The 22,252-nt window shown below is 49.8% G+C and carries 19 protein-coding genes; 5 read left to right on the top strand and 14 right to left on the bottom strand.

Going from position 1 to position 22,252, the window contains the following annotated elements:
* From ABEA14_RS05825 to ABEA14_RS05810, 4 genes are read right to left on the bottom strand one after another with little or no spacing between them, the layout of a single operon-like run.
* A complete protein-coding gene (locus ABEA14_RS05825) occupies positions 1 to 516 on the bottom strand; it encodes a pilus assembly protein PilP (protein ID WP_345338944.1) in 516 nt (171 codons plus the stop codon).
* Positions 516 to 1,115, bottom strand: coding sequence for a type IV pilus inner membrane component PilO (locus ABEA14_RS05820; RefSeq protein ID WP_345338943.1), 600 nt, complete (start codon positions 1,113 to 1,115; stop codon positions 516 to 518). The genes ABEA14_RS05825 and ABEA14_RS05820 overlap by 1 nt, the downstream gene beginning before the upstream one ends.
* Positions 1,115 to 1,690 (bottom strand): PilN domain-containing protein, encoded by a 576-nt coding sequence (locus ABEA14_RS05815; protein ID WP_345338941.1) that lies wholly within the window; start codon positions 1,688 to 1,690, stop codon positions 1,115 to 1,117. Before ABEA14_RS05815 ends, ABEA14_RS05820 begins: the two co-directional genes overlap by 1 nt.
* Positions 1,678 to 2,757, bottom strand: coding sequence for a pilus assembly protein PilM (locus tag ABEA14_RS05810; protein WP_345339411.1), 1,080 nt, complete (start codon positions 2,755 to 2,757; stop codon positions 1,678 to 1,680). Before ABEA14_RS05810 ends, ABEA14_RS05815 begins: the two co-directional genes overlap by 13 nt.
* Positions 2,758 to 2,957: 200 nt before the next feature.
* Here ABEA14_RS05810 and ABEA14_RS05805 point away from each other — a divergent pair, with 200 nt between their 5' ends.
* The 3 genes from ABEA14_RS05805 (at position 2,958) to ABEA14_RS05795 (ending at position 8,307) form a co-directional block, all read left to right on the top strand.
* Positions 2,958 to 5,525, top strand: coding sequence for a penicillin-binding protein 1A (locus tag ABEA14_RS05805; protein ID WP_345338940.1), 2,568 nt, complete (start codon positions 2,958 to 2,960; stop codon positions 5,523 to 5,525).
* A 131-nt stretch (positions 5,526 to 5,656) separates the two neighbouring features.
* The gene (locus ABEA14_RS05800; RefSeq protein ID WP_345338939.1) at positions 5,657 to 6,847 is read left to right on the top strand and encodes an HD-GYP domain-containing protein; all 1,191 of its coding nucleotides are present in this window, start codon (positions 5,657 to 5,659) and stop codon (positions 6,845 to 6,847) included.
* A 242-nt stretch (positions 6,848 to 7,089) separates the two neighbouring features.
* Positions 7,090 to 8,307: an ammonium transporter gene (locus ABEA14_RS05795; RefSeq protein ID WP_345338938.1), complete on the top strand. Its 1,218-nt coding sequence runs from the start codon at positions 7,090 to 7,092 to the stop codon at positions 8,305 to 8,307.
* 73 nt (positions 8,308 to 8,380) lie between these two features.
* Here ABEA14_RS05795 and ABEA14_RS05790 read toward each other — a convergent pair whose 3' ends face one another.
* From ABEA14_RS05790 to oxyR, 3 genes are all read right to left on the bottom strand, one after another.
* Positions 8,381 to 9,625, bottom strand: coding sequence for a diguanylate cyclase (locus ABEA14_RS05790; RefSeq protein ID WP_345338937.1), 1,245 nt, complete (start codon positions 9,623 to 9,625; stop codon positions 8,381 to 8,383).
* 66 nt (positions 9,626 to 9,691) lie between these two features.
* Positions 9,692 to 9,985, bottom strand: coding sequence for a PilZ domain-containing protein (locus tag ABEA14_RS05785; protein WP_345338936.1), 294 nt, complete (start codon positions 9,983 to 9,985; stop codon positions 9,692 to 9,694).
* A gap of 35 nt (positions 9,986 to 10,020) precedes the next feature.
* Complete coding sequence (gene oxyR, locus ABEA14_RS05780) at positions 10,021 to 10,938, bottom strand: DNA-binding transcriptional regulator OxyR (RefSeq protein WP_345338934.1); 918 nt, start codon at positions 10,936 to 10,938, stop codon at positions 10,021 to 10,023.
* 128 nt (positions 10,939 to 11,066) lie between these two features.
* Between oxyR and ABEA14_RS05775 the strand changes: the two genes are divergently transcribed.
* Together ABEA14_RS05775 and ABEA14_RS05770 are read left to right on the top strand one after the other, a co-directional pair.
* Entirely contained in the window at positions 11,067 to 11,801 is a 735-nt protein-coding gene (locus tag ABEA14_RS05775) for a glutathione peroxidase (RefSeq protein WP_345338933.1), read from the top strand.
* A 65-nt stretch (positions 11,802 to 11,866) separates the two neighbouring features.
* Entirely contained in the window at positions 11,867 to 13,330 is a 1,464-nt protein-coding gene (locus ABEA14_RS05770; RefSeq protein ID WP_345338932.1) for a dihydrolipoyl dehydrogenase, read from the top strand.
* A gap of 80 nt (positions 13,331 to 13,410) precedes the next feature.
* Here the strand turns inward: ABEA14_RS05770 and malZ are convergent, their stop codons facing one another.
* From malZ to argC, 7 genes are all read right to left on the bottom strand, one after another.
* Complete coding sequence (malZ, locus tag ABEA14_RS05765) at positions 13,411 to 15,273, bottom strand: maltodextrin glucosidase (RefSeq protein WP_345338930.1); 1,863 nt, start codon at positions 15,271 to 15,273, stop codon at positions 13,411 to 13,413.
* Between the two features lie 175 nt (positions 15,274 to 15,448).
* Complete coding sequence (locus tag ABEA14_RS05760) at positions 15,449 to 15,919, bottom strand: hypothetical protein (RefSeq protein ID WP_345338929.1); 471 nt, start codon at positions 15,917 to 15,919, stop codon at positions 15,449 to 15,451.
* Positions 15,920 to 16,071: 152 nt separating this feature from the next.
* On the bottom strand, positions 16,072 to 18,003 hold the full coding sequence (argH, locus tag ABEA14_RS05755; protein WP_345338928.1) for an argininosuccinate lyase: 1,932 nt from the start codon (positions 18,001 to 18,003) through the stop codon (positions 16,072 to 16,074).
* 2 nt (positions 18,004 to 18,005) lie between these two features.
* The gene (locus ABEA14_RS05750) at positions 18,006 to 19,220 is read right to left on the bottom strand and encodes an argininosuccinate synthase (RefSeq protein ID WP_345338926.1); all 1,215 of its coding nucleotides are present in this window, start codon (positions 19,218 to 19,220) and stop codon (positions 18,006 to 18,008) included.
* A gap of 8 nt (positions 19,221 to 19,228) precedes the next feature.
* Positions 19,229 to 20,140, bottom strand: a complete 912-nt coding sequence (locus ABEA14_RS05745) for an ornithine carbamoyltransferase (protein WP_345339410.1) — start codon at positions 20,138 to 20,140, stop codon at positions 19,229 to 19,231.
* Between the two features lie 43 nt (positions 20,141 to 20,183).
* Positions 20,184 to 20,966: an acetylglutamate kinase gene (argB, locus tag ABEA14_RS05740; protein WP_345338925.1), complete on the bottom strand. Its 783-nt coding sequence runs from the start codon at positions 20,964 to 20,966 to the stop codon at positions 20,184 to 20,186.
* Complete coding sequence (gene argC, locus ABEA14_RS05735; RefSeq protein ID WP_345338924.1) at positions 20,963 to 22,003, bottom strand: N-acetyl-gamma-glutamyl-phosphate reductase; 1,041 nt, start codon at positions 22,001 to 22,003, stop codon at positions 20,963 to 20,965. Before argC ends, argB begins: the two co-directional genes overlap by 4 nt.
* Positions 22,004 to 22,252 lie beyond the last annotated feature (249 nt).

Genomic DNA, 22,252 nt, shown 5'->3' with positions numbered 1-22,252 from the left:
TTATTCCGCCAGCGCTACGTCTGTATAACGCTCAACCCAACAGCCTGAGCCGTCAGGGATCAATTCAATCAAGTCAAGCCCATCTCGGCGTACTTGCGTTACCAAGCCAAAATAGAGCCCCATATGGTAACCCGCACGAACACGGAAAAGGCCACCGTCATCAGTCTGAATCAAGGCCCACAGACCTTCAGCATCTCCCACCGTACCTTTCATGGTGAGGTTATCCAGTGCATAGGCCTCCAGAGGCTCCTTGATACGATTAACATCTGGCGTCAAACAATCTTTTACAACTTCTACCGCCTCAACAATCAATTCAGGCTGAGGCGCAACAAATGGGCTACGCAGCTCATTTGCCACGTAATCCTCGTGTTGGAAAGGCGCAACTTCAGGCATTGGTTCGACATAACCTGACTGGGTCGCCTTAACTGAGGACACAAACTCCTGCAAGTCTGCAATGTCGTCACCGCATCCCACCATGCCCGCACTAAGCAAGGCGATTAGAGCAAGCTTCTTCATTACTCAGCCTCCTTATAGCGGTAGGTTTTGGCCAAGATACTCATCTGCAACTTGGTCTCGTCAAGTCGTTTAATAGCGAAGTCATGCAAACTCACAATACGCGGCAGAGCAGACACATCTGATACGAAATCACCAAACTGGTGGTAATCACCTTCAACCACAATGGCGATGGGAAGCTCGATATAAAACTCCTGTGGACGCTCAGGCTCCCAATTGATCTTGACAAACTCAAGGCCGTGGGTGGTACCAACGTAAGTGATATCGTCAAGTAGACCCGGGGTCTCGTGACTTGCAGGAAGAATACGCAGAAGATTTTCAAAGGTTTCTTCCATCGTTTTCATCTGCTCTCGGTATGTTTTCACTCTCGAAGCAAGGTGATACTTAGAGCGGAACTGCTCACGAAGCTCTACTTCACGCGCCTGCTCTCTGGACAGATCATCGAGTTGGTCACTGATCAAAAAGTAGTAGAACAAAAAGCAGGTCAATACTGAAACGATACCGACGAAGATGGCCTTAACTACAGGCGGCCATTCGCCGATGTTATTCAGATCCAGCTCATTCAGATCGACTTCATTGAGCTGCTTAAGATCAAAATTCATTACTTGGCCCCCTTAGCTTGATTATCAGCTGCGGGTGCGGCTTCCTTAACTCTCAGACGCATAGAGAAGCTTTTCAATTTAGGCTCTTTTGGATCAGCAGAAATCGATTGCAATGTAGGGTCTGTCAACCAAGACGAGTTAACGACACGACGCATCAGATTAGACAAGTGGTTATTAGATTCAGATCGCCCGGTAATTTGTATATCACCAGATTTTCGATCTAACTCTGTCATGTAAACACCACCGGGCACCGACGCGGCCAACTCATTAAAAATACGAGTCACCATATTTCGGTTTTTCTGTAGATCAGAAATCAATTTCATCCGCTGAGCCAGTTCAGCTTTTCTCTTTCGAAGCTCTTTGATCTCTGCGATCTGCCTGTCTAAAACTTGAATCTCTTGCTGTAGGTAAGCATTACGATGCCGTTGGCCGTCGATAACCCCACCAATGATTGAGTAGACGCCATACATAAGCAGGACACTGGCGAGTACAGCAGCACCCAGTATGGCGGTAAACGCATTCTGCCGTCGTTTTCGAGCTTCTTCACGCCATGGGAGGAGGTTTATATGTGCCATTGACTAAAACTCCTCAACGCTAAACCACAGGCAACAGCGTATTTTGACGCGTCAGTGGTAATGGCCTCTGGTGCAATCTCATCCGCTAACGTCATACCTGCAAATGGATTGGCTATTACGGTCTCCACTCCGAGCTCATCTGAAAGCAGCTGAACAATACCTTCCAACTGCGCGGTACCACCAGCCAAAATCAAATTGTCGACTTTGTCGTAACCGCTGGAGGTAGAAAAGATCTGAATAGTTCTACGAAGCTGTTGAATGAGTGAAGTTTGGAAAGGAGCGAGGACTTCGAAAGTATAATTACGAGGCAATTCGCCGGTCAGCTTGGCCGATTCGGCCTCTGCATGTTCCATCCCGTAATAGGACATCAGCGATTGAGTGAACTGTTCACCACCGAAAGCTTGCTCTCTGGTGTAAACCACTTCACCACCGACGACAAAACTAAACGTCGTCATATTAGCGCCAATGTCTACGATAGCTGTGACACTCTTATCACTGGCGCCATCAAGTTGAGCAATCATCAGCTCAACGCTACGCCCCAGAGCATACGCCTCGACATCGATAACCTTAGCACCAAAGCTGCCCTCTTCTAATGCTGAAACTCGGGCTCCGACATTTTCAGCTCGGGAAGCTGTCAAGAGCACATCAGCTTTAGTGGGGTCGGCTCTATTTGGTCCGATGGTTTCGAAATCCAGGCTCACTTCATCGAGCGCATAAGGAATAAGGTTATCCGCTTCAATGCGGATCTGCTCTTCCATTTCACTGTCTGACAAAGCAGCATCCATGAAGATCACTTTTGTCATCACTGAAGATCCACTAACAGCTGCAGCTGCAAGGCGGACTTTACGATCAAAGCGTTTCCTTAACGTTTTGATAACACCGCCTACAGCTTCAATGTCTTGAATCTCGTGATCTACAACCGCCCCTTTCGGTACAGGCATTTGAGCAACGCCATCTAGCCTGTAACCATCCGCTGTTTTTGACAACAAAACAGCCTTAATTGAATTAGAACCAATGTCTATTCCAACCATTTGGGGGGTTTGCTGTTCTAAAAAACCCTTCAGCATGACCCTTTGCCAAGCTCCCTGAATAAATAGAAAGATTGATATTATGTTAATTTTTCTGATGCTGGCTGTTAGCATAGAACAGTTCGAGGCGCCATCCAACTGTCGACTTCTCAAAACTATTCGTTATTTATGAGGAAGATCCCTATACTACGCCTCTCTGATCACAGAATTGAAAATTAGTCTTCCTGGAGTTTCCCGCCGTGAAGTGGATTAAGTGGCTGTCGATCTTTTTAATCACCTCGTTTTTAACAGGCATGACTGCCGTTGTTGGTCTCTATTTTTATATATCTCCAGAGTTACCAAATGTAGAAACGCTAAAAACTATGCGCCTTCAAACACCGATGAAGGTATATAGCGAAGATGGTGAATTATTATCCCAGTTTGGTGAAAAAAGACGTATTCCGCTGGAGATGGATCAAATACCCACCTCTATGGTGGATGCATTTCTGGCAACTGAGGATTGGCGATTTTACGACCACCCAGGTATCGATGTTATAGGCATTGCACGTGCTTTTACCACTCTAGTAATGACAGGTGAAAAAAGGCAGGGCGCAAGTACTATTACAATGCAGGTTGCCCGAAACTTTTTCCTGTCTCGCGAAAAAACCTACATGAGGAAAATAAAAGAAATATTCCTCGCTTGGCATATTGAACAACTTTTAACCAAAGATGAGATCCTCGAACTTTATTTAAATAAGATCCCATTAGGTTATCGCGCGCACGGAGTTGGAGCAGCGGCAGAAGTTTATTATGGAAAATCAGTAGACGAATTAACTTTGGCGCAAATGGCTGTAATAGCCGGATTGCCAAAAGCCCCCTCGTTGCTAAATCCTATTCGTTCTCCAGAGAGAGCAAAAGACCGCCGCCATCATGTATTGAGGCGAATGTTGGAGGTTGGTGCGATTGACCAAGCTACTTTTGCTGAAGCTGACGCGGCACCAATCACAGGCAAATATCATGGGCCTCAGGTTGGCATTTACGCCCCTTACCTTTCTGAAATGATTCGCCAGCAGATAGTAGATTTACTTGGTGAGGAGGAAGCCTATACCGGTGGTTACAACGTCTACACTACGGTAAATAGCGAATTCCAACGCGCCGCAGAAAAAGCAGTGGTCACCAATTTGTTTAATTACGACACTCGTCACGGCTACCGCGGCGCAGTGAAGCAACTTTGGAATGACGGCTCAAATGCGAAACTGCAACCTTCGACAGATGAGCAGGGCCTTGCCGAAGAATCCGGAGAAGGATGGGCAACCGATAGAATTTTCGAATATCTGGATGACGTTTCCGCCGTAGGCGATCTGCTACCTGCTGTCGTATTATCAACCACAGAGCAAACTGCAACTATCGCCGTAAAAGGTGGACTTCAAGGCGAAATGCAATGGGAAGGTATGCACTGGGCCCGCCCTTACATCAGTGACGAACGCCAAGGCCCAGCCCCCAAAACCACTGCAGAGATCCTATCACCTGGTGATCAAGTGTGGGTACGGACATCTGAGGGCGGAGAGCTCTCTCTAGCACAGGTGCCCGAAGCTAATGCAGCTCTGGTCGCGCTGGATCCTGAAGACGGTGGCATCCGGGCATTGGTAGGGGGATTCAACTATCAATTTAGCCAGTACAACCGAGTGACACAGGCGAAACGCCAAGTTGGCTCCAACATCAAACCTTTCATCTATTCAGCGGCATTAGATCAGGATTTTACCCTTGGCAGTATCATTAATGATGCCCCGATTAATCAGTGGGATTCTCGTCAGGGTACTGCATGGCGTCCGAAAAATTCACCACCAGTGTATGAAGGCCCAACCCGACTCCGTATGGCGCTGGCTAAGTCCAAGAACGTTATTTCAGTACGTCTGCTCCGCGCAGTGGGCTTGAACGATATACGCCGTTATCTGACACGTTTTGGCTTTGATATCAGCGAGCTGCCAAGAAACGAATCGCTGGCACTTGGTTCCGCTTCATTAACTCCTATGGAAGTGGCAACTGCCTTCGCTACATTTGCAAATGGTGGTTTTTTGGTTGAACCGTTTTTGCTCGAGCGGATTGAAGATCCACAGGGAAACATCATCTATGAAGCAAGCCCCAAAATAGCCTGCAACCGCTGTGAACAACACTCTGGTGTAGAAGCGGATAGTGATCAGTTCCCTTTGACACCCGCAACGCCGGTTGAGCAGGCCTCATTGGCGCCCAGAGTAATCACTGAACAAAATGCTTTCTTGGTAACCCAAGCCCTAAATAGTGCCATCTGGGGTGGCGGCAGTTGGCGTGACGGGACTGGCTGGAACGGCACCGGCTGGCGCGCTGCTAGGCAACTGAAGCGACGTGATATCGCAGGTAAAACCGGAACCACCAATGAAGCGAAAGATGCTTGGTTTTCTGGATATAACAGCCAATTAGTGGCCACTTCATGGATAGGGTTCGACGATCACCAACGTAACCTGGGGGCAGCATCTAGAAACGCTAACCTGGGCGCAGATCAGATCACAGGCAAAGAGTTTGGCGCCAAAACAGCCCTGCCAGCCTGGAATAAATTTATGAAGGTCGCACTTGATGGTGTGCCTTCAAGCCCTCTCCCTGTGCCTCAGAATATTGTCAGTGTCAGAATCGACAGAGACTCAGGCAAGCTGGCAAGAAGGGCAGACCACACCAGTCGTTTCGAATACTTCATCAAGGGCACTGAACCAACAAACTACGTTGAACTTACACCGGACTCACCTTTTGACATTGAGCGACCAGAAGGTGAGCAGGCGGAAGAGGAACTGTTCTAACAGTAATTCTCTATTTACAATCTTAGGCCCAGCCTTGCATGCGGAGTGTGATCACCTAGGTATATCGCTCCGCATGCTTACGTTAAAATCCAGTTAAGTTCCCAGTCACAGTTGGCTTGCCCTGTAGTTAGATGCTGAAAAACATCCCAATAGACTCCCTCTGCCCAGGCATGTATGTCGACAGTATTGCTAAGCAAGCTGGCGGAAAACATCACAACATCAAAAAAGCAGGCAGGGTCCCCAGCGAACGGGTTATAGAGTTGATGCGCGCAAAAGGCGTGTTGGAAGTTGTCATTGATACCGATAAAGGGGACGACATAGTTTCAGAACCCGCTTCACAGGAACAGTCTCAACAAACCGCCACAAAAAAGCCTGATCAGCACGCGAGCACAACCTTCTCAGAGGAGATGGTCAAGGCTCAGAAACTCTACAGCGAAGCCCGCTCTTTACAGCAAAAAGCACTCGATGACATAGCATCAGGCAAGCCCATTGAAATTAAGCCAATGGCAGAGCTTACTGATTCATTTATCGACTCGGTGTTTAGAAACCAAGATGCACTGCTTTGCCTCACTCGCATCCGCGAAAAAGATTCATACCTGCTCGAGCACTCGATCAATGTATCTATTTTGATGGCAGTGTTCGCCAAGCACCTCAGACTGGACCGAAAGGTTACCGATGAGATCTGCTTGGGAGCCTTGCTGCACGACCTTGGCAAGATCCGGATCCCAGAAGAAGTACTTCACAAACCTGGCAAACTGACGCCGGAAGAATTCGATTTGATGAAGAGCCATGTTGTGTTCAGTCGTGATGTGGTGCTGGAGAGCGGAGTAGCAATCCCCAAACTAACCATGGAAGTGATCATCCAACACCACGAGAAGTTGAATGGGCAGGGGTATCCATACAAATTGAGTTCAGCAAAGATAAGCAAATATGGTCGTATGGTATCGATCGTCGATATCTACGACGCGCTAACTGCTGACCGTTGCTACAAACGAGGCATGGTTCCGAACGCCGCCTTGGGCATTTTAAAAGGCCTGTGCCCTGACCAGCTTGATTCAGACCTGGTGCTTGAATTCATTCGATGCATGAGTATTTATCCTGTCGGAACACTGGTGAAACTCGAAAGCGAAAAACTCGGCATCGTTATTGAATCCAATGAAAAAGAGTTAACCAAACCGAAAGTTAAAGTGTTTTATCATACTAAATACCAGCGCCATATCGACGTCGAGTTTATTGACCTGGCCGATCCCAAATGCAACGATAAAATCGCTTCTTGTGAAAAGCCAGAAGCCCACAAACTAGATATTCAGAAGTATTTCTAACCCCTCAGTTTTCCTTTCAAGCGCAATGGCACATTTCATGCACCTCCATTGAGGTGCATGTTGCGAGTCCTCTGATACGCAATATCCACCCAAATAATTAACAGATAACAACCTGAATAATAACAATAAAAAGTAAACCAAGAAGCTAATGCCCATACCTTGTGCATGCATGGTGTGCAGTTTTTGCACCCAAATGACGCATTTTGCACATTTTAGGTGCATGAATTATCACTGGAGGAGTTGTGGAAGATATCAACAGCGCAGTAGAGACCCTGCTACAAAGCGCAGACACCCTTTTCATTCTCGGCGGTGCCATTATGGTACTGGCGATGCACGCAGGCTTTGCCTTTCTGGAAGTCGGCACAGTTCGAGAAAAAAACCAGGTCAACGCTTTAGTTAAAATCATTACCGATTTTGGCGTCTCAACACTGGGATACTTTTTTATTGGTTACTGGCTGGCTTATGGAGAACACTTTTTCAGTGGTGCCAGCACACTGGCAGCCGACAATGGCTACCAGCTGGTCAAATTCTTTTTCTTACTGACCTTTGCAGCCGCGATCCCGGCCATTGTTAGTGGCGGTGTTGCCGAGCGCGCACGCTTCTATCCCATGCTCCTTGCTTCGCTACTCTGCGTTGCTCTGCTATATCCAAGTTTCGAAGGTATGATCTGGAACGGTAATTTTGGCTTCCAAAGCTGGTTGGCGGAAAGCTTTGGGGCTGAGTTCCATGACTTTGCTGGCTCTGTTGTTGTGCATGGTGTAGGTGGTTGGATCGCACTGGCCGCAATCATACTGCTCGGCACCCGTAAAGGCCGCGTCAAAGGGGGTACGGTTGTTGGTTTCGCGCCTTCAAACATTCCTATGCTGGCCCTTGGCGCATGGGTCCTGACCGTCGGTTGGTTCGGATTTAATGTAATGTCAGCGCAACAACTGACTGGCATTTCTGGCCTGGTCGCACTCAACTCTCTAATGGCGATGGTGGGTGGAATCGTTGTTGCGATGCTGTTTGGTAAAAACGATCCAGGGTTTATTCACAATGGCCCGTTAGCAGGCCTTGTTGCCGTCTGTGCGGGTTCAGATCTGATGCATCCAATTGGCGCACTTGTGGTGGGTGTCGTCGCGGGTGCACTGTTTATCATCGTATTTACCTACCTGCAGAATAAACGCCCAGAAATTGATGATGTACTGGGTGTATGGCCACTTCACGGTCTTTGTGGTGTATGGGGCGGTATTGCTGCCGGCATCTTTGGCTTGGAAGCCCTTGGTGGCCTCGGCGGTGTGACCTTTATGAGTCAGTTGATTGGCTCTTTGGTGGGTGCCACCATCGCGCTGGTTGGTGGTTTTGCCATCTATGGCTTGGTTAAGGCCCTGATCGGTATTCGCCTAAGCGAAGAAGACGAGTACAAGGGTGCTGACCTTGCGATCCACAAGATTAAAGCGATCAATAACGAATTGCCCTAACACGCTGGTGTAGATCAAAAAAGGGCGTCCTGGTGATTCACTAGGGCGCCCTTTTTTACAACTACAAAAACCGTCAGTCGTCAGCAATAACGAAATTACGCCCCGCTTCCTTGGCACGATAGAGGTACTCGTCCACACCTTGATACATAGAATCAAGGTCCTCACCGATGTGATTAGTAACACCAGCACTGAATGTCACAGGCAATTCTGTCTCGCCATACATAAAGGGTTGCTGGGAGACCATCAGCCTGAACCCCTCCACAAGCTGGTTAGCCTGATCGTTGGTGAGACCAGGCATCAAGATACAGAACTCTTCGCCTCCCATCCGGGCACACAAGAAGCGAGGGAAAGATTGCAACATCTTGCCAGCGAGCTGCCTCAATACTTCGTCACCTGCTTCATGGCCGTAGGTATCATTGAGCTGCTTAAAGTGATCAATATCCAGCATCACCAGTGCAAGCTGCTGCCCTTTCGAAACAGCCTGCTCATGCAACTGACAACCTTCATTAAACAAGTAGCGACGATTATATAGCTGCGTTAGATAATCGCGATTTGCCGCATCCTGGATCGCCTGGATCAACTCCATTTCTTCCAGGTTGTGCATCAAACGACAGTGAAACTCTTCATGGAAGAACGGCTTCTTGAGGAAATCATTGGCACCGTTCTTAATAAATTTAGCAGATAGCGCGCCGCTCTCAGTAGAGGACAAACCGATGATCACCAGCTCATGTTTGTCTTTTTCATTACGCACATGCTTAACCAACTCAAAACCATCCATCTCCGGCATGGCGTAATCGGTGATCAAAATGCTGGTATCTGGGTGCTTGGCCAGCTGAGCGATTGCTTCTTTACCATGTCCGGCTTCAATCACCTGATAAAGGTGCTGTTCCAGCAAACCACGGATAAAGCGCCGCGTGGTTCCGGAATCATCAGCAATCAGGACTTTGATATGGCGGTTTTTTTGCAGTCTTTTCAGTAGCTTGACGACATACTCATAGCTATGTCGGCTTTCTTTAACCACATAGTCCACCACACCCATATTAAGAAGGCGTTCTCGGCGTTCGTCATCATAACTGCCGGTCAATACTATGGTAGGAATGCCGTGATCGAGCACAAACTCAACCACTTCACCATTGGTGGCGTCGGGCAGGTTAAGATCGACCACAGCAGCAAAGAACTCGCCACTTTCAGCCAACTCTTCTCCGCAACCTGCCAGATCCGTGCGTGTAACAACTTCTACATCTAGCCCCTGAGAGATCAAATGACGAATGATCTTCAACACCATGGGGCTATCTTCTACTACTAGGATCCGCTCCATACCCGTTTATTTCTCCAGGTTGTTATCCACGTTAGTTGTTAACGCAGAATTTGGAGCCCGTCTCGGTTAGGTAACGTCGAGGATCTCCAGTCCAAGTAAGTAGCTGCCATCACCCTGTGGTGTGCAGCGAATTACTTTTGTATTTGCATTGAGCGCCGGCACCATTTGATCTGCCGCTTCCAAACGTACTTCAAGCTCGATATCTGCTTCGATTTCCTCTTCCACCGATACCGCCATCCCAGTAGCACTGAGGTTGATACAAGTACCCTCGTAACGTGCATCAGTTGCTACTTGAATTAGCGTGACTTCCGCATTCACCATCATTCGGTAGAAATTTCTTCGGTCATCATGCGAGATCATCGCATCCTCCCTGTCCTGTTGCCTGACTAATTGGCCTATCCAGCGTTCTGAATATAACTGTGCATTACCTCTTTCACCACTTCAGAACACAATTCTGAGAGCGGTGTACAGGTTCTTTCAATTCCTGAACCTGAACGCCATAACATAACAATGTCTCTTGTCGGCTCTGGCGCACAGAACTTAGCGTAGCAAAGCCCTTGGAATTTATCCCTTTGAGAACAAGCTAATAATGGCAAAAGCGTCACGCCGCGGCCAAGAGCAACCATATGTCGTAGGGTTTCCAGGCTGGTTGCTCGAAAACTCGGATCTTCGTTAGCGCCCGCAGAAAAACAAACACCCAACGCCTGGTCTCTCAGGCAGTGGCCATCTTCCAGCATTAATACCTGTTGCCCCTGCAGATCAGAAAAACTCACCTCTTCCTTTTCTGCAAACTCGTGTTGTTTCGAAGCAGCAAACACCATAGGTTCCTGATATAACATCCGCGACTCAAACTTCCCCATACCGGGCAGCATCGCCAATATCAAAGCATCCAGTGAGCCCTGTTGAAGCTGCTTCAGCAAGACTTCGGTTTGCAGTTCATGCAGCTCCAGATTTAAGTCAGGGTATTTCTCTTGAACGGCCGGCAGCAGATGCGGCAGAAGATAGGGCGCCACGGTGGGGATCAGTCCTAAGCGCAAGGTGGTTGCCATCGGATCGCGCCATCGCTGCGCTTCTTGCTTTACCTCATCTACACTCAGCAGGACTTTTTGTGCTCTGGTCACAATAGCTTCACCCGCTGGGGTAAACATGACCGAACGCCGAGTTCGTTCCACCAGCGTTACACCCAGCTCCTGTTCTAACTTAACCAGCTGTCCACTCAGAGTTGGCTGGCTGACAAAACAACGCTCAGCGGCCCTTCCAAAATGTTTGGTTTGGTTCAGTGCTACTAAGTAACGGAAGTCATTCAAATTCATATTGATAGCCTTTACCTATAACTAAAATCAATATAAACGATTTCAGCTATTGAACTATAGCAACCATACTGTACTCAGATTTCAGAGTTAACAAGACAGTAAATCTTATAAATTCAATGGAGAAGGTTATGAGCTTTGTAAATAAAGAAGGTCAATCAGTCCCTCAGGTTACTTTCCACACCCGTCAGGGCGATGAGTGGGTCGATATCACCACCGACGAACTGTTCAAAGGTAAAACTGTTGTGCTGTTTGCTCTGCCCGGCGCATTCACACCCACCTGCTCATCAACACACCTGCCTCGCTACAACGAACTGGCACCTGTGTTTGCAGAAAATGGCGTCGACGAAATCATTTGTTTGAGTGTGAATGACACCTTCGTCATGAACGCCTGGTTAGCCGACCAAGAGGCGGAAAACATTACCGTCATCCCTGATGGCAACGGCGAGTTTTCTGACGGCATGGGTCTGCTGGTAGATAAAGATGACCTGGGTTTCGGTAAGCGTTCATGGCGCTACAGCATGTTGGTGAAAGATGGCGTCATTGAAAAGATGTTCATTGAGCCACAGAAGCCTGGCGACCCGTTTGAAGTGTCGGATGCAGATACCATGCTTGAGTACCTGAATCCGCAGGCTAAAGCGCCATCTTCTATCAGCATCATTACCAAGCCTGGCTGCCCATTCTGCGCACGCGCCAAACAGATGTTGCTGGATAAAGGACTGCGTTATGAAGAGGTCATTCTTGGTACCGACGCCACCAGTGTTAGCTTGAAAGCCATCTCCGGCCGCAGCACCGTGCCACAAGTCTTTATTGATGGCCAACACATCGGCGGCAGCGAAGAGCTGGAAGCCCACCTAAACAAGTAACAGAGCTCAGGGGAGCAAGCTTTGCTCCCCTCGTCATCAACCACTGCGGGTAAGGAGCTAAACACATGCAACAGATTCAAATTGACGTCGCCGTCGTCGGTGCAGGTACAGCAGGATTAGGCGCTTACCGCGCTGCAAAAGCACAAGGTGCCAGTGCAATACTGATCGAAGGCGGCCCCTACGGTACTACTTGTGCTCGCGTTGGCTGTATGCCATCAAAACTGCTTATCGCAGCAGCAGAAGCGGCGCATCAGTTCGAAAAAGCACCCGCATTTGGTATCGAAGTTACCCAAGCCCCCAAGATCAATGGTCGACAGGTGATGGATAGGGTGAAGCGCGAGCGCGACCGTTTCGCCGGATTTGTCGTAGAAGCGGTGGATGGCATACCCGCCGAAGATAAACTTCGTGGCTACGCCAAGTTTATTGATGCCAATACCTTGCAGGTCGACGAGCATACGGAGATTCAGGCCAAGCGAATCGTTATCGCCACCGGCTCTCGACCCACTTATCCTGCACCATGGGCATCTCTGGGTGACCGCCTTTTGGTCAATGATGATGTATTTGAGTGGGATGACCTGCCTGAATCAGTCGCAGTGTTTGGTCCAGGTGTGATTGGTTTGGAGTTAGGCCAGGCGCTTCACCGTCTGGGCGTCCGAGTATTGATGTTCGGTGTTGGCAATCAAGTTGGCCCACTCACCGACCCAAGCCTACTGAGCTACGCAAGAAAGGTGTATGCAGACGAGTTCTATCTGGACCCGGATGCGAAAGTAGAAGTGATGGAGCTGGAAGGTGAAGGCGACAACCAGCGAGTGAAACTGGGTTATCAGGACAAACAGGGCGACTACGTCGAGACCCATGTCGACTATGTGATCGCAGCGACAGGAAGGCGCCCCAATGTCGACAAGCTCGGCCTGGAAAACATAGATATCGAACTGGACGAGCGCGGCGTGCCCGAAGCTGACCATTTCACGCTGCAGACATCTGTGCCCCATATCTTTATCGCGGGCGATGCCAGCAACCAGATCCCCTTGCTGCACGAAGCAGCAGATCAGGGGCGCATTGCCGGTGACAACGCGGGACGATTCCCTGATATTCGTGCGGGGCTCAGGCGCTCACCACTGGCGGCCGTGTTCTCTGACCCACAGATCGCCATGGTCGGTAAGACCTTCAAGGAAGTTGATGGCATGTACAGTAAATGTAACTGCTATGCCGTCGGGGAAGTGTCGTTTGAGGATCAGGGCCGCAGCCGGGTGATGCTCAAAAACAAAGGGCTGCTGCACGTCTATGGCGAACAAGGTACAGGCTTGTTCTTAGGTGCCGAAATGATAGGGCCTGAGGCAGAGCATATCGGCCACCTGCTAGCTTGGGCGCACCAACAGAAAATGACTGTCGCGCAAATGCTGGATATGCCCTTCTATCATCCTGTGATAGAAGAGGGCCTGCGCACCGCCCTGCGGGATCTCAATGCCAAGCTACACCTAGGCCCAGCCATGATCGAGCAGTGTATGGAATGTGGCCCGGGTGCATAACAAACCTCGGTATTGGTCATAAAAAAGAGCCCCAATTGGGGCTCTTCTGTTATCTAAAGACTGGCGTTCGAGCACGAGAACTATCGTTGCATCACAACAAAACCTGACGGAGGAACACTAAGCTGAGTTGCAGCTTGACTGGCCGCCCCCACACTTACCTGCCAAGCTGCCGCACCTGATGGTAGCAATGCAAGCCACTCAGGAAGATCTATCACCAGCGGTTCAGTTGCGTTGCGATTAATCGCTATCAACACGGTATTGGATTGATCAAAGCGGACAAAGGCAAACCCATCCTGTTTGGCATAGACCGTCTGATAGCCGCCTGTTTGCAGGGCAGAAGTCTGTTGGCGGAGCTGGATCATCTGCTGGTAGTGTTGCCACAGTGGTGTGTTCCACTCAGTTTCATCCCAAATAAAACAGGCACGGTTGTAAGGGTCGTTTTCACCCGTCAGGCCGATCTCATCGCCGTAATAGAGACAGGGAACGCCTGGGTAGGTCATCAGCAACACGACCGCCAAGCGCATCAAGGCTTCATCTTCCTTCAACATGGTGAAGAAGCGCGCAGTGTCATGGGTATCCAGCAGGTTTAACTGGCACAACTGGTTGGCGTAGGGCGTTCTAGAGCGGGTTTGCGTCAACCATTGTGAAAGTTGTTCGGCACTGAGCTGATGGGGGTGGTAATTGACATCCTGGTTAGCCAGAAAGGCCCTTACAGGCAATGCAAAACCGTAATAGTTCATCGCACCATCTTCGATTTCGCCCTGCGTCCAACGGGTGTTTTCAAAGAAGTGCTCGCCCAGGAAATAACCCTCAGGATTGGTTTCTTTGATCGCCTCACGCATCTGGCCAAGTACCTTGGCATTATTGTCGGCATGGGGGCCTTCGCCCATCATGTGGATCACATCGACACGCCAACCATCAATGTTGTAGGGCGGTTGCATCCAACGCCGGGTGATTGAGTCCGGCGCATCAAAGAAGTAGGCCTTGAGCTCGGGATGGCCCAAATTAAGCACAGGGATCACCTTACTGCCTTGCCAGCAAAAATCGCTGTCCGGATTCTCCGGGTCCATAAAGGTGTAGTAATCGAAGTAGGGAGATTCTTTACCCTGATAGGCACCAACCGAATCTTGGGTGCCCCAGCGGTTAAACCAGGGATGTGTATCGGAAGCATGGTTAAATACGGCATCCAGTAGCACCTTCATGCCTCGCTGGTGTAGCGATTCGGTTAAATCGGCCAGTGCCTGGTTGCCACCAAAACAGGGGTCAACGTTTTCGTAATCTTCAATATCGTATTTATGCACGCTGGGCGAGGTAAACACAGGATTGAGATACAAAGCGGTCACGCCCAGCGACTGCAGGTAATCCAACTTGCTAGTGACGCCTGCTAGATCACCGCCATAAAACTCACGGTTCTTACTTTCCGGGCTTATCGGCTCGCCCCACTCCTTGGCTATCGCGACGCCGGAATCACGCTGCTGATAGGCGCCCTTCGCCATATCTGTTGAAGGATCGCCATTACAGAATCGCTCGACAAAGATCTGATAGAACACCTGCTGCGGCACCCAGCTGGGTGGCTGGACATCGAGCAACAACTTAAATTGCTGTTCACGCATTGGCATATAAGGTGACTCACCGGCAGCATCCAGCCAAAGTTGACCGGAACTCGTTAGCACTTTAAAGCAATACACAGTGGTCGCTTCTGCTGGGTTGACCGGTAGCTCGGCCTGGTACAACTTCCAGCCTGGCTGCTGCGAGACGACCGTCATGGGCACCAGAAACTCTTCATTATCTGGCTCGGCACGCACAAAGACCTGCGTCGCATCCACCCCATCAGCTACCCAGAGCTGCACAATAGGGGCGTCGTTTTCAACGGATAAATAGGGGGCCACAGGCCAATGAAAAAGCTGTTGCTGAACCTCTCCTGAAACTGGGGAATTAGACATAGTAAGCTCCACCTAAACGCTGCTTATCAGTCTAGTGGTTTTAGAAAACTTCAGTCAGGAAGGGAAGATAGGCGACTGGATTGAGTTCGTACTTTGGTTCTTTTCGTCAGCAAATACGATCCCTGTCAAATTTGAGGGATCACAACGCTTGAAGAGAGCGATATGGCTACACGATTCAGTGTTCCTGTTTATCTTCCAATGCATTTAGTTTTTCTATATACCTCTGTGCTCGCTCATATATGGGCATCTCTTCTTCCGGTATTGCGCCAAAGCAATCCCCGATGTCGTGGCTATATGGGATACCACGCTGGTCGAACTTTGGATCTACGAGCGGCACTTTCCACTTCGGTTCGTCAAAGTTATCAAACCACCATTCCAACTGAAAAAAATCAGGTTTTGGTGTTATTCTCCTGAGCTCAAGAGCATCTATGCCACAGTGCCATTTATAAGTCTCATATGTGATTACAACCCCATAAAACGACTGATCTTTACCCTCACTAAGTGAAAGTACGCCATCAGAGGTTTGAAAACGAACCTGAGTTTTATGAGGCTGAAACAGATAAATGTATAAAACTGATGTGGCTAGCAAGATAAGGCTAAGCAGAAAAACTAATCCGATTCCTATTCGCTTTACAAGGTTTGGCATTGCGGATAAATGACCTCGCGGCCCCTTTCAATCTGACCAGACAGCTAAAAATTCACCATAAAAAAAGACCCCCAGACCATACGGTTTGGGGGCAAAAAAAAGGGTGGTTGTAACGAGAGGATTACTCTCTCACCCTATCTCCAGAGAGCTGGTTACAGTACGTATTCCATTGCGACCTCGTCGCATGCGTGTTTTTTCGGGCAGATATCGCAATCTTTCATCACTTTCTCCGGCAACTGGTCTTTGCTGGTGTAGGTGAACCCTAGTTTCTCGAAGAACATAGGGACCCGGGTCAACACGATTAATCGCTTGAGTTCCAATTCCTTTGCACGCTGAAGCATGTACTGCACCAAAGCTTTACCCTGGCCTTTACCATGCTGCGTACGATCCACACCTAAAGAGCGGATCTCGGCAAGCCCCGTGCCGTAGATATAGAGCGAAGCACAACCAATCACTTGGTTTTCCTGCTCTGCTACGGCGAAATCAAGAATGCTTCTGACCAGATCATCTCGACTACGCGGCAGTGTCTCTCCTACATTGGCCCAGTGAGCAACGATGTCGTCTATCGCATCCAAGTCGCTCAGCTTCGCGCCACGCACCTTCAGCACTTCGGCTTTTTGTGCGTTCAGACGCTGCTGCGCCTGCGCCAATGCATGTTTTACCTGCTGGTAGGTTGTTCCACCCAGCGCCTGTCCTTGTTGCACATCCACCGGCCCCTTGGCCTGCTGTGCCTTACCTAATGCCTCGGAGACGCTGACCCGTGCAGTACCGCCCAGTACTTCACGTTTGGCCAAGCAGGCATCGATAGTGAGGTGTTGATAAACATCCTCTTCAATCTTGTCAGAGAAACCTTGCAACTCTGACAGGGCAAAATCTTCCAGTGGCTGTTTCTTGGCGATGGCTGCCACTACCACCTCACCGACAATATGGTGAGCTTCACGGAACGGTACACCACGTGCCACAAGGTAGTCCGCCAACTCAGTAGCATTAGCGTACCCTTGTTGAGCGGCTTCCATGGTCCGATCTCGGTTAACTTTTAGCCCTTCGAGACAAAGCGCGGCCATATCCAGACACATCATCCATGTGTCGATGGCATCAAACAGCCCCTCTTTGTCTTCCTGCATGTCCTTGTTGTAGGCCAGCGGCAGAGCTTTTACCGTCATCATCATGCCCGCAAGCGAGCCATAGACACGACCGGTTTTACCACGGATTAATTCCAGCGCATCCGGGTTCTTTTTCTGAGGCATCAGCGATGAACCAGAGGTCACCTGATCGCTCAGCTCGATGAAATTGGCTTCACCTGAGTTATAGAAGATCAGGTCTTCTGCCATCCGCGACAGGTGCAACATGCTGATACTTGCTGCTGACATCAGCTCCATCACATGGTCACGATCAGACACCGCATCCAGGCTGTTGAAGGTCGGACGACTAAAGCCCAGGCTCTGTGCCAGTGCATCACGGTCAATCGGATAGGCCGTACCCGCCAATGCGCCCGAACCCAGAGGGCAAGTATCCAGGCGCTTCGTTGCACCTTTAAGACGGTCAATGTCACGGTGGAACATTTCTACATAAGCCAGACACCAATGGCCGAAGGTAATGGGCTGCGCACGCTGCAAGTGGGTATAGCCGGGTAAAACGGTTTCAGATTCACGGTTAGCCAGATCTACCAACGCCTGCTGCAATCGCACCAAGGCTTCGTAAACCATATCACCGTAATCTTTACACCAAAGCTTAAGGTCGGTGGCAACCTGGTCATTTCGGCTGCGCCCAGTGTGCAGCTTCTTACCCAGATCCCCGACCTTGTCGATCAGTTTGCCTTCAACCCAGCTATGAATGTCTTCCGCATCACTTTCCAGGATCTGCTCAGGGTTGGCCTGAACTTCACTACGAAGTTCAAGCAGCGCTGTCTCCAGCGCTTTTACCTCTTCATCACTCAGCACGCCAACGCTATTCAGTGCGCCAGCCCAAGCGATAGAGCCCATGATGTCCTGTTCAGCCAGCTGGTAATCAAACTTCAACGAATCGTTGAACAGTTTGAACCGGCTGTCAGCTGCCTGCGAAAAACGTCCGCCCCACAATGCCATACTTATTTCTCCTGCTTCAGTGCTTTAATCCGACTAGACAGAGAGAAGAGTCGGATAAAGCCTTCTGCATGGCTCTGGTCATACACGTCGTCTTCACCAAAAGTGGCGAATTCTTCTGAGTAGAGTGAGTTAGGTGACTTTTTCTTCACCGCTGTGGCCGTACCCTTGTACAGCTTCACTACTACTTCACCGTTGGCATCTTCTGCAAAGCTTTCTGCAGCGGCCAGCAGTGATTTGTTAAGCGGCGTGAACCAACGGCCGTCGTACATCACGTGGGAGAACTCGACCGCTAGCTGGTCACGGAATTTCCGTGAGTTCTTATCGAGAATCAGCTCGTCGATGCCGCGTAATGCAGCCATGATCACAGTGCCACCCGGCGTTTCATAACAACCGCGAGACTTCATGCCTACCAAGCGGTTTTCGAGAATATCAACACGTCCTACACCGTGCGGTGCCGCGATCGCATTCAGTTTCACCAGCGCCTGGTAAGGGCTCAGTTTTTCGCCGTCAACGGCAACAACGCGGCCTTTTTCAACGGTCAGGGAAACGTAAGCCGGTGCATCAGGTGCCTGCTCTGGTGCAGTTGTCCACACCCAGCAGTTTTCAGACGGCTCGTTCCATGGATCTTCCAACTCGCCACCTTCGGTGGAGATATGCCAAGCGTTAGCATCACGGCTGTAGATCTTGGTCAAGCTGGCAGTACAGGGGATATCACGCTCAGCCAGATAGTTAAGCAGCTCTTCACGGCTCGACATGTCCCATTCACGCCATGGCGCGATAACTTTCAGTTGCGGGGCTAAAGCAGCGTAAGTGCTTTCGAAACGCACCTGGTCATTACCTTTACCGGTACAACCGTGGCACAAAGCATCGGCACCCACTTTCAACGCCACTTCCACCTGCGCTTTGGCAATAATAGGACGTGCCATAGATGTACCCAGCAGATAGCTGCCTTCGTACACCGCACCTGTGGTCAGGCTGGGGAATACATAGTCAGAAACAAACGCTTCTTTCAGGTCAACGATGTGACACTCGCTGGCGCCAGAAGCCAGGGCTTTCTCTTCCAGGCCCTCCAGCTCTTCATCGCCCTGACCGACGTCAGCGGCAAACGCGACCACTTCACAGCCGTCATAGTTTTCTTTCAGCCAAGGAATGATGGCGGATGTATCCAAACCACCGGAATAGGCCAATACCACTTTTTTAACTTGTTGCTTGCTCATATCTGCTATCAACCCCATTTCAATAACTCAAGCATGACTGCGTTCTGCGCCCACATGCGGTTTTCCGCCTGAGGCAAAATTAATGACTGTTCACTGTCCATCACTTCTGATGTGACTTCATATTCACGATGTGCCGGCTGACAATGCATAAAGAACTGTGCACCTGTGTCCTGCATCAATTGGCTGTTGATTTGATAAGGAGAGAACACAGCCTTGATTTGGTCCAGTGGTGTTTCGTCACCCATCGACACCCAGGTGTCTGCGTAGATGGCGTCTACGCCTTTCAGGGCACTCAACTCACTGGAGATGGTCAGCTTGCCGCCTGTACGCGTATTAATCTCCTGACAATCTACAACCACCTTACCGTCAACGTTATAGCCTGGTGGACATACCACCACCATTTCAGCACCAATTTGCGCGGCTAATAACATCAGCGAGTGAGTGACATTGTTGCCGTCACCCACGTAAGCCAGTTTCACTTTGGATGGATCGCCCAGTTTCTCCTGCAGCGCCTGAAAATCCGCCAGCGCCTGGCATGGATGGTAAAGATCACTCAAGGCATTGATCACTGGCACATTACCGCCAACGGCTAACTGCTCCAGAGTCGACTGCTTGAAAACACGTGCAACGATACCATCAGCCCAACAAGAGATGTTGGCACCGAAGTCCTTCACGGTTTCACGCTCACCCAGCGCGCCATTTTGCTGATCCAGATAGACCGCATGACCACCGAGCTTGTTTAAGCCAATATCAAAGCTGACGCGTGTGCGCAGTGATGGCTTCTCAAACAGCATCACGACGCTTTTGCCTTTCAGCGCGTCCGCGTAATCCTGTGGCGTGGCTTTAATTTTTGCTGCCAGGTCCAACAGATAGAGGATCTGTTCTTTATCCAGATCCTTAAGTGTTAATAAGTGATTCAGAGGTTTCATTTACAACTCCACTTCGCTAGGGGCAAGGCCCGACTTAGCCTAATACGCGGGTGCCCACTGCACCCCCAGCCAATAAATCTTCTAACTTTTCAGGATGACGCCAGCTGGCAACAGCAATGCTGCGCCCTAAGGTTCTGGCTGCACTCAATGCCGCCTGAACTTTGACTGCCATGCCATCAGTGATCACGCCGTCTGCAACCAACTGATCGGCTTTGGCCTGGTCAATCTCCGCAATCAACTGGCCCTGACCATCAAGAATGCCGTCTACGTCTGACAGCAATACCAATTCCGCGTTCAGCAGCTGGCATAGAGCCAGTGCAGCTTGATCGGCATTAACATTGAGTAACTGGCCTTCCTTCGAGACGGCGATAGAGCTGATGATCGGGGTGTAACCCGCGCCAACCAGCAGTTTCAACAGGTCGGCATCGCCCTCACTGCCATCTTCTTTACAGTAGCCGACACAACCCAGTTCAGGGTCCATGATTTGCGCATCGACGGTAAACGCATCGCCAATGCAAAGGCCGACTGCTTTTAAGCCCGACTTTAAACCGCAGGCCAGCAGTTGCTTGTTACTGGTACCCGCCAGAGCGCCTGTAATCACTGCCATCTGGTCTGGTGGTGTAATTCTCAGGCCATTTTTCTTTTCGCTCTTCATGCCCATGGCTGCCAGCTGTTTTTCAACAACAACACCACCACCATGAATCACCATTACCGGGCGTGACTGCTGAATACTGGCCAGCTGGCCAAATAGCGCATCTAATGCCGCTGCATTCTCTAGCAGCGCACCGCCAACTTTGATTAAGACAGGGGCCGTCATACCGCCACCTTCTTACTCAATGGATAGTTGATCAAACCGAAACGGATATTGGCACACTGAATCGCTTGGGAAGCGGCACCCTTCAGCAGGTTATCAATCGCTGAGACCACCACCAGATGACCAGTTTCACTATCCAGCTTCCAGCCAATATCACAGTAAGGTGTATTCGCGACACCATTAATGCTTGGCCAGTGATTCTCTGCCAGCTTGTTGTAAAGTCTGACTGCAGGCTTACCTGCATAGGCAGACTGATAAGCATCATCTATCTGTGCCTGAGTGACCCCTTCGGCCAGTTGCACTGTGATAGTTGCAACGATGCCACGCTGGAAATTGCCAAGATGCGGAGTAAATATGACGGGATTCCCGAGGTGCAGCGCGATTTCCGGCTGATGTCTGTGATTCAACACGCCATAGGGGTTGTAGCTCACTTCACAGAAACTATTAACCATAGAGGCTTTTCTGCCCGCGCCGGAAACACCACTCACCGCATTAATCACAGGGGTGGTATCAAGCTTAATCAGCCCTTTTTCCTGCAACGGTTTCAACGCCAGCAGGCTGGCAGTGGGATAACAGCCAGGCACAGCCACTAACTGCGCGTGACAAACCGCTGCCGCATTCCATTCCGCCAGGCCATATACCGCCTGTTCCAGCCACTCAGGGTTATCATGGGTAAAACCATAAAACTTGTCATAAGGCGCGGGGGAATCGAAACGGAAACCACCTGACAGATCCATCACTGTCACACCGGTTTCCAGCAGGGCGGGTGCCAGTGCCACAGAAACCTTGTGGTCGGTTGCCAAAAACACCAGATCAACACCTTCAGCGGCTTTCGCCACGTCAGCAGTCGCCAACGGTGTTAACTCAAGCTCAAGCTGTCCCAGGTATCGTCGGTGCAGTGTTCCCAATTCAGCCTCTGCATCCGCACTCTTTTCAGACACATAGATACCTTTCAGCTGCATCTGGGGATGCTGCTGAACTAAATTGGCTAATTCGGCACCGGTATATCCGCTTGCGCCGATAATGGAACACTTGATCATCTTTGAGATACCCCTCCTGCGGGATTCCTTACTATAGTTGGCTAATCGTTCCTGCGTTCAATCAGACAATTGCAAAGACAGATTGGAACAGGAATAACCCTATGGTTTGCAAAGCTAAAGCATAATGACTTGTTATGCAACTTTAATGCATTTTTATTTGCCAGCTATTCACCAGTGTGTAAACTCCCCTATCGGAACGTTTTGTTTACATAAACAGCCCATAACGAGGTGATAAGTCAGGCCCGAATT

The sequence above is a fragment of the Corallincola platygyrae genome (genome assembly GCF_039544265.1).
Classification (GTDB): domain Bacteria; phylum Pseudomonadota; class Gammaproteobacteria; order Enterobacterales; family Neiellaceae; genus Corallincola; species Corallincola platygyrae.
This window is presented reverse-complemented; position numbering and strand designations above follow the sequence as displayed.

Coding starts and splice junctions, on each gene's coding strand:
- ABEA14_RS05825 (WP_345338944.1), bottom strand. CDS start 516: ATGAAGAAGCTTGCTCTAATCGCCTTGCTTAGTGCGGGCATGGTGGGA.
- ABEA14_RS05820 (WP_345338943.1), bottom strand. CDS start 1,115: ATGAATTTTGATCTTAAGCAGCTCAATGAAGTCGATCTGAATGAGCTG.
- ABEA14_RS05815 (WP_345338941.1), bottom strand. CDS start 1,690: ATGGCACATATAAACCTCCTCCCATGGCGTGAAGAAGCTCGAAAACGA.
- ABEA14_RS05810 (WP_345339411.1), bottom strand. CDS start 2,757: ATGCTGAAGGGTTTTTTAGAACAGCAAACCCCCCAAATGGTTGGAATA.
- ABEA14_RS05800 (WP_345338939.1), top strand. CDS start 5,657: ATGCTGAAAAACATCCCAATAGACTCCCTCTGCCCAGGCATGTATGTC.
- ABEA14_RS05790 (WP_345338937.1), bottom strand. CDS start 9,625: ATGGAGCGGATCCTAGTAGTAGAAGATAGCCCCATGGTGTTGAAGATC.
- ABEA14_RS05785 (WP_345338936.1), bottom strand. CDS start 9,985: ATGATCTCGCATGATGACCGAAGAAATTTCTACCGAATGATGGTGAAT.
- oxyR (WP_345338934.1), bottom strand. CDS start 10,938: ATGAATTTGAATGACTTCCGTTACTTAGTAGCACTGAACCAAACCAAA.
- ABEA14_RS05775 (WP_345338933.1), top strand. CDS start 11,067: ATGAGCTTTGTAAATAAAGAAGGTCAATCAGTCCCTCAGGTTACTTTC.
- ABEA14_RS05770 (WP_345338932.1), top strand. CDS start 11,867: ATGCAACAGATTCAAATTGACGTCGCCGTCGTCGGTGCAGGTACAGCA.
- malZ (WP_345338930.1), bottom strand. CDS start 15,273: ATGTCTAATTCCCCAGTTTCAGGAGAGGTTCAGCAACAGCTTTTTCAT.
- ABEA14_RS05760 (WP_345338929.1), bottom strand. CDS start 15,919: ATGCCAAACCTTGTAAAGCGAATAGGAATCGGATTAGTTTTTCTGCTT.
- argH (WP_345338928.1), bottom strand. CDS start 18,003: ATGGCATTGTGGGGCGGACGTTTTTCGCAGGCAGCTGACAGCCGGTTC.
- ABEA14_RS05750 (WP_345338926.1), bottom strand. CDS start 19,220: ATGAGCAAGCAACAAGTTAAAAAAGTGGTATTGGCCTATTCCGGTGGT.
- argB (WP_345338925.1), bottom strand. CDS start 20,966: ATGACGGCCCCTGTCTTAATCAAAGTTGGCGGTGCGCTGCTAGAGAAT.
- argC (WP_345338924.1), bottom strand. CDS start 22,003: ATGATCAAGTGTTCCATTATCGGCGCAAGCGGATATACCGGTGCCGAA.